Below are 6,608 nucleotides of genomic sequence, written 5' to 3'. Positions count from 1 at the left end.
TCACGAGGCGGGCCTCGGTGACACGACGCAGAGCTTCTTCCTCTCGCGCCGGTCGGGCGTGCCGGGGCTGACCTGGGGCCTTGGGCCCGCCGTGCTGTGGCCAACCGCGACGCGCCCCACCCTTCAGTCCCGGCAATGGGGCCTTGGGCCGACCGGCGTGCTGGTCCAGACCTTGGGGCCCTGGACCTTCGGTGCCCTCGCAAACCACCTCTCGGGCGTTGCCGATTCAGCAAGCCGGCAAGGCCGACCTTCCCTCAATCAGACTTTCCTGCAGCCTTTCGTGTCGCACAACTTCAGCAGCGGCTTCGCGCTCACCGCGACGCTGGAGGCGAGCTACGAATGGACCGCTCGGCAGTGGACGCTGCCGATCGGCACGGGCGCCAGCCAGCTGGTCAAGATCGGAGAGGTCCCCGTCAACCTCGTCGCACAGGCGCGATACTGGCTCGACGGTCCGCGCGACGCGCCACAATGGGGCCTACGCTTCAACGTCGTCCTCGTTCTTCGTTAGGGATCGGCCGGCATGCGAACGACGCTTTCCTGTTTCGCCGCGATCGCCATTATCCTGCTGCCGTCGACCGGCCGCTCCCAGCCCGCAGCCCCGCCCGGCGGCTGGACCTTCGACCTCACCACCTATGGCTGGATCAGCGCCGTCACCGGGCGGATCGGCGCGGGTCCGAACGTCGTCAGCGTGGACAACAGCTTCTCGGACACGCTGCACCAATCGGACTCTGCGCTCGGATTCATGGCGCGCGGCGAGCTTCGCCGTGGCCAGCTCGGACTGTTCCTGGACGGCCTCTATTCGAAGCTAGGCTATGACGACGTGCGGCTGGGTCCAGCGACCGTCGACGCGACGAGCGTGGTCGGGCTGTTGGAATTCGGCGCGGCCTACGAGGTGGCGAACGGACGCTTTGGGGCCAGTGATGCGCACCCTTGGGCGCTCGACGTCATCGGCGGCGGCCGCTGGACGCATCTCTACAACAAGGTGTCCCTCGTTGGCATTTCGACAGCGAAGAGTACGACCGACTGGGTGGATCCCTTCGTCGGGCTGCGGCTCCGTGGCCGGCTCGCTCCGCGCTGGGACTATACGCTACGCGGCGATGTTGGGGGAGGCATCGGTGGCACACGCGTCGCGTGGCAGCTCTATTCCACCGTGGGCTACAGCTTCGAGATGTTCGGGCACGAGAGCACGGTCTACTTTGGCTACCGCGCCTTGTCGCAGGACTACGAGAGCGCAAAGCTCGTATGGGACGTCACGATGCACGGGCCGGTCTTCGGCCTGAATGTTCGGTTCTGACGCATGCGCAGCCAGCAAGGAACGTGGCCGATGAGGAATCCCCTGCCGCGCAGGCTCCTGCCGGCGCTGGCCGCGCCGTTCCTGCCGGTCCAGGCGGAAGGCCAGCCGGCGCCACCCCTCACACCGTCACTCGTAACTCCGCGCGAGCGCGCGTTGCATCGCCGCGCCGTCGAGGCCGTCATCTGGGGCATGCCGGCAGTCAACTTCGAGCTGATGGCGCAGGCCATGCGGGGCGCTGGGGCGGCGTTCAACCAGGTGGTCTACTGGTCGCGCCCGCTGAGCTGGAAGAACCAGACGCTGACGCCAAACCCCGACACCATCTACCTCATGCCCTTCTATGACACGAAGGATGCCGGCCCCGTCGTACTCGAGATCCCGCCCGCCGAGGAGGGCAGTTCGATCACCGGCAGCATCGACGATGGCTGGCAGACCGCGCTCGAGGATGTCGGCCCGGCCGGCGCCGATAAGGGCGCCGGCGGCAAGTACCTCATCTTGCCGCCGGACCACCAAGGGGCGACGCCGGAGGGCATGATCGCCCTGCCTTCGGGGACCCATGCTGGTTTCGCGTTGCTCCGCTCCAACCTCCGCGGCCACAGCGACGCCGACCTCGGCAGGGCTGTCGCCTACGGGCAGCGCGTCCGCGTCTACCCGGTCGCGCAGGCCGCAAGCCCGCCACCGACGCGTTTCGTGGACGCTGCCGAGGTGCTGTTCGACAGCACCATTCCCTATGATGCGCGCTTCTTCCGTGCGCTCGACCGCTTCGTGCAGCGCGAGCCATGGATCGAGCGCGATCGCGCGATGGTCGACCCGCTGCGCAGCCTTGGCATCGAGAAGGGCAGGGCCTTCAATCCCGATGCGCGGACGGAGGAGATCCTCGCCACCGGCGCCCGCGAGGCGCACGCCTTCCTCGACGCCGGCTACGAGGCGCTATTCTCGCCGCCCTACTTTGAAGGCACTCAATGGGCCCTGCCGGTACGGCCCAATCTTCTCCGGGGCCTGCAGTCGAACTTCGCCGACCGCAACAGCTACCCTGCCGACGAGCGCGGCATCCTCTACGCCATGGGATACTTCAGCGCGAAGCGCCTCGGCGAGGGCCAGTTCTACCTGGTAGCCCTGCGCGACAAGGCCGGGCAGCCGCTCGACGGCGGCGGCATCTACCGCCTCACCGTGCCGGCCAGGGCGCCGGTGCGGCTCTACTGGTCGGTCACGGCCTATGACCGCGCCACGCACGCGCTGATCCGCGGTCTCGACTGGTCGAGCCGCGCGTCCAACACGCCGGCGCTGCGGGCAAACGCCGATGGATCGACGGACATCTTCTTCGGTCCGACTGCGCCCGAAGGGTGGCGCGACAACTGGGTGCCGACGCGCACCGGCAGCGGGTTCGAATTGATGTTCCGCTTCTACGGCCCCGAGCGCCCGCTCTTCGACAAGACCTGGCGGCTGCCAGATATCGAGCGGATGGGGTTGTGATGCGCGGGCAATGGGAGGACGCCATGGATCGGCAGCTGAAGGGCACGGCACTCGCCATCATCTTCGCGCTGGTGGCGCAGGCCGCACCGGCGCAGGGGCCATCGCCGACGCCGGTCGCCGTCACGCCCGACAACTTCGTCCGGGCGGAAACCGACCGCTACTTCGCCGGCTCCGTGCAGCGGGCGGGGCGCGGGCGCCTCGAACACCACCGCACCCCCATGCCGATCGACGCGCAGACCGTCATCCGCGCCAACCGCGACACGCTCTATTCCAGTGGCGTCTTCGACCTGGAGGCCGGTCCGGTCACCATCACCTTGCCTGACCCGGGCAACCGCTTCCTTTCCATGCAGGTGATCTCCGAGGATCACTACACGCCTGCCGTCCACTACGGCGCGGGCCGCCACATCGTGGCGCGAGAGTGGGTCGGCACGCGCTACGCCCTGGTCGGCGTCCGCATCCTGATCGACCCGTCGGATCCGGAGGACGCCCGCCGGGTGCATGCCCTACAGGACGCGATCGCCGTCGCGCAGGCGGGGCCCGGCCGATTCGAGGCGCCGGACTGGGACCAGGAGAGGTTGGCGAAGGTGCGGACCTTGCTGCTCGGGCTTGCGGAGACCCTGCCCGACACGCGGCGTATGTTCGGCACCCGGGACAGGGTCGATCCGGTGCGGCACCTGATCGGGACGGCCTCAGCCTGGGGCGGCAATCCGGAGACCGAAGCGCTCTACCTCAACGTCGTGCCCGGTCGGAACGACGGCGACACACTGTACCGCCTCGATGTCGGCCAGGTGCCCGTCGACGGCTTTTGGTCAGTCAGCGTCTACAATGCGGAGGGCTATTTCCAGGCCAATCCGCTGCACGCCTATTCGCTTAACAGCCTCACGGCGCAGCAGGCCGGCAACGAGGCGGTGCGGGTGCAGTTCGGCGGCTGTGACGGACGGGTGCCGAACTGCCTGCCGATCATGCCGGGCTGGAACTACATGGTCCGCCTCTACCGCCCGCCGGCCGAGATCCTGGACGGGCGCTGGCGGTTCCCCGAGGCGCGACCCGCCGGATGACGGGCGCGGCCTTCGGCCCCTCGATCCGCCCTGAGTGACGCATACAGCGATGGAGAGGACAAATGGCCAAAGACCTTCCCCAACCCGATGCTGCTGCACGGATGGGCCTCGACCGGCGCCAGATGATGATGGCGAGCTCGGCGCTTGTGGCGCTTGGCTTGCCGTCGCGCCTCGTCGGGTCAGCCCAGGCGCAGCCGGCGGCGGGCGGGACGCAGGCCAAGCCGGCCACGGCGGCCACCAAGGCCGCGAACGACGCGGTCCGGAATGCCCTGAATTTCAATGACCGCGACGACTTCGAAAACGCGACGCGCGGCCTGATCGCGCGACCGGACACGCTGACCATCCGGGACGCGAAGGGCGGGGTCGTCTGGGATCTGGAAGCATACAAGTCCTTCATCGCGGTTGACAGGCCCGCGCCGGACACGGTGAACCCGAGCCTCTGGCGCAACGCCCAGCTCTGCATGCAGTACGGGCTGTTCCGTGTGCACGACCGCATCTTCCAGGTGCGGGGCCATGACCTCGCCAACGTCACCTTCGTCCAGGGCGACACCGGCTGGATTGTTCTCGACACCGGCAGCAATCTCGAGACCGGGAAGGCGGCCCTTGAGCTGGTGAGCCAGCATCTCGGCCGGCGGCCAGTTCATGCCGTGGTCTACAGCCACAGCCACGGCGATCACTACGGTGGCGTGCGAGGCCTAGTCGAGGAAGCCGATGTGCGCGCCGGCAAGGTGCAGATCATCGCGCCGGTGGGATTCACCGAACATGCGATCAGCGAGTTCGTCATCGCCGGCAACGCCATGGCGCGGCGCGGTGTCTACATGTACGGCCCCCTGCTGCCTCGCAATGTGCAGGGCGGCGTGAACGCCGGCCTCGGCCAGACGGTCGGGCATGGGAACGGCGGCCTGCTGGTGCCGACCCGCGAGATCACGCGGACCGGCGAGGAACTGACCATCGACGGCGTCCGCCTGGTGTTCCAGATGACCCCGGGCACGGAGGCACCGGCGGAGATGAACACCTATTTTCCGCAGTTCCGCGCCATGTGGATGGCGGAGAACACGACCAACACGATGCACAACCTCCTCACCCTGCGCGGAGCGGTGGTGCGCGACGGACTGGCCTGGGCGAAGTTCATCAACGAGACGATCGAGCTCTACGGCGACGCTACGGACGTGAAGTTCCAGGCGCACCACTGGCCGATGTGGGGAAACGCCAAAATCATTGATTACTGGAAGAAGCAGCGCGATTTGTACAAATACATCCACGACCAATCCGTTCACCTGATGAACAAAGGCTACACCGGGGTCGAGATCTCCAACATGATCCGGCTGCCGCCGGAGCTCGACAGGGCGTGGTTCAACCGCGGCTACTATGGCTCGCTGAAGCACAATTCGCGCGCCGTCTACCAGCGCTACATGGGCTTCTATGATGGCAACCCATCGACACTCGACCAGTTACCGCCGGAGGAGGCGGCCAGGAAGTACGTCGAGTACATGGGCGGCGCGGCAGCGATCCTGCAGAACGCACGCGCCGATTTCGAGCGGGGCGAGTACCGCTGGGTGGCGGAGGCGCTGAAGCACGTCGTCTTCGCCGACGCGAGCAACCGCGATGCCAGGGAGGTGTTGGCAGACGCGTATGAGCAGATGGGCTACCAGGCCGAGTCTGGGCCCTGGCGCTCGATCTATCTGCAGGGCGCGCTGGAGCTGCGGCGCGGCGTACCGAGTGCCGGCGAACTCAACACCTCCGGTCCGGACACGGTACGGGCGATGCCGCCGGAGATGACGTTCGACTATCTCGCAGTGAAGCTCAATGCCGAGCGGGCCGCGGGCAAGGCGCTGTCGCTGACGATCGAGTTCAGCGACTTGAACCAGGCTTATGCGCTGCTGGTCGAGAACAGCGTCCTCAACTACACGAAGAAGCCGACCACAACGGAAGCCAAGCTGACCCTGACCAAGGAGACTTTCGATCAGGTGCAGGCAGGTGAGCTGCCGGTGGACCAAGCCATGTCGTCGGGCGCCATCCGGGTCGATGGCCGCAGGGACGCCGTGCGGGAGTTCGTCGGCCTGTTCGACAACTTCCCGTTCTGGTTCAACATCATCACGCCCTGACGGGCGTGCTCAGGGTTTCGTCGCGCCTTGGACCGGAGCCGCCGCGTCCCGTTCGGTCCGTGGCAGGCCCGTGGCCTGTCGCACGATCAGGTTCCGACAGTTGGCGGCCGTGCGCTCCTGAAGCTCGGCCGACGCTGCGCGCAGGCGCGCCGAGTCCTCCCGGACTCTCCGCGCCACGTCTCGCGAGGCAGCCGCTAGAACCCTGGTGCGGCGGACATCATCCCGCGCTCTTTCCTGGTTTCCGCCTGGCCAGTGATCGCTGGTATGCAGCGGGACCGTCGCCTGCACGACCGTCCCACCGTGACCGGATTCGATCCGCAGCGTGCCGCCCAGCTGGCGAACCCGCGCGCGCATGCCGGGTATGCCGACCCCAACCGCTCGCGGGTCGTCGGCCGGCGCGCACGCGTCGCTGAAACCCCGGCCATCGTCCTCCAGGCACAGCTCGGCGAAATGGCCCGGCATGACCCGGAGGCGCACGGCCACCGTGTGTGCGCCGCTGTGCCGGGGGGATGCCCCGCCCAATGTTGAGGACGGCGGGCGACGCGACCCGAGGTGACCTTATGCGGCGCGTGGCTGCTGAGCAATCGGCGCGTTAGCTTTGGTCTTCGCACGATGAACGATGAGGGCGGCGCGGAGCGCCGGAAGGTGTCGCTTCGCCTTCAACTTGCGAAAGCCCTTGGC

At 67.6% G+C, this 6,608-nt stretch carries 6 protein-coding genes; 5 read left to right on the top strand and 1 reads right to left on the bottom strand.

Annotated elements, in window-relative coordinates; translation table 11 throughout:
* From Q7A36_RS37675 to Q7A36_RS37655, 5 genes are all read left to right on the top strand, one after another.
* Positions 1–508 (top strand): hypothetical protein (locus tag Q7A36_RS37675; protein ID WP_456306844.1); only part of this gene is annotated, 508 nt, incomplete at its 5' end.
* Positions 509–520: 12 nt separating this feature from the next.
* Positions 521–1,294, top strand: coding sequence for a hypothetical protein (locus Q7A36_RS37670; RefSeq protein ID WP_305108933.1), 774 nt, complete (start codon positions 521–523; stop codon positions 1,292–1,294).
* Between the two features lie 30 nt (positions 1,295–1,324).
* Positions 1,325–2,764, top strand: coding sequence for a DUF1254 domain-containing protein (locus Q7A36_RS37665; protein WP_305108932.1), 1,440 nt, complete (start codon positions 1,325–1,327; stop codon positions 2,762–2,764).
* 23 nt (positions 2,765–2,787) lie between these two features.
* Complete coding sequence (locus Q7A36_RS37660; RefSeq protein WP_305108931.1) at positions 2,788–3,822, top strand: DUF1254 domain-containing protein; 1,035 nt, start codon at positions 2,788–2,790, stop codon at positions 3,820–3,822.
* 62 nt (positions 3,823–3,884) lie between these two features.
* Positions 3,885–5,927, top strand: a complete 2,043-nt coding sequence (locus tag Q7A36_RS37655) for an alkyl/aryl-sulfatase (RefSeq protein WP_305108930.1) — start codon at positions 3,885–3,887, stop codon at positions 5,925–5,927.
* 9 nt (positions 5,928–5,936) lie between these two features.
* Here Q7A36_RS37655 and Q7A36_RS41895 read toward each other — a convergent pair whose 3' ends face one another.
* Positions 5,937–6,449: an ATP-binding protein gene (locus Q7A36_RS41895; RefSeq protein WP_370655782.1), complete on the bottom strand. Its 513-nt coding sequence runs from the start codon at positions 6,447–6,449 to the stop codon at positions 5,937–5,939.
* Positions 6,450–6,608 lie beyond the last annotated feature (159 nt).

The sequence above is a fragment of the Paracraurococcus lichenis genome (genome assembly GCF_030657435.1).
Lineage (GTDB): Bacteria > Pseudomonadota > Alphaproteobacteria > Acetobacterales > Acetobacteraceae > Paracraurococcus > Paracraurococcus lichenis.
Note: the sequence above shows the minus strand (reverse complement) of the source record. Positions and strands in the feature narration are given on the sequence as shown.

Excerpts from the sequence above, each read along its gene's own strand:
- Q7A36_RS37670 (WP_305108933.1), top strand. The coding sequence starts at position 521 with ATGCGAACGACGCTTTCCTGTTTCGCCGCGATCGCCATTATCCTGCTG.
- Q7A36_RS37665 (WP_305108932.1), top strand. The coding sequence starts at position 1,325 with ATGAGGAATCCCCTGCCGCGCAGGCTCCTGCCGGCGCTGGCCGCGCCG.
- Q7A36_RS37660 (WP_305108931.1), top strand. The coding sequence starts at position 2,788 with ATGGATCGGCAGCTGAAGGGCACGGCACTCGCCATCATCTTCGCGCTG.
- Q7A36_RS37655 (WP_305108930.1), top strand. The coding sequence starts at position 3,885 with ATGGCCAAAGACCTTCCCCAACCCGATGCTGCTGCACGGATGGGCCTC.